Source organism: Parasphingorhabdus sp. (assembly GCF_036963705.1).
Classification (GTDB): Bacteria; Pseudomonadota; Alphaproteobacteria; order Sphingomonadales; family Sphingomonadaceae; genus Parasphingorhabdus.
This window is the reverse complement of the sequence record NZ_JBALUT010000142.1, coordinates 2,170-2,401: the sequence shown is the minus strand read 5'-3', so window position 1 is coordinate 2,401 and position 232 is coordinate 2,170. Positions and strand designations below refer to the sequence as shown.

At 55.2% G+C, this 232-nt stretch carries 1 pseudogene; it reads left to right on the top strand.

What is annotated here, in order from left to right:
* Positions 1–232 (top strand): annotated as a pseudogene (locus V7680_RS15450) (SRPBCC family protein); the annotation flags it as partial.

The following is a 232-nucleotide window of genomic DNA, read 5'->3' as shown; positions in this document are numbered from 1 at the left end:
GGTTTTCGCCAGTTTCTCTGAAACCGTTGAGCCGCTGCGCGACTTTCTGGGGCCGATCGTGATCAAGCACATCGAACGCATCATGTGCAAGCCAATCAAGGTGCTGGGCGACCAGCGCCAGCATGTCCACGGTAACTGGAAGCTATACGCGGAGAACACGCGCGACCCTTATCACGCAAGTCTGCTCCACCTGTTCCACAACACTTTCGGATTATACCGTTCAACACAGACG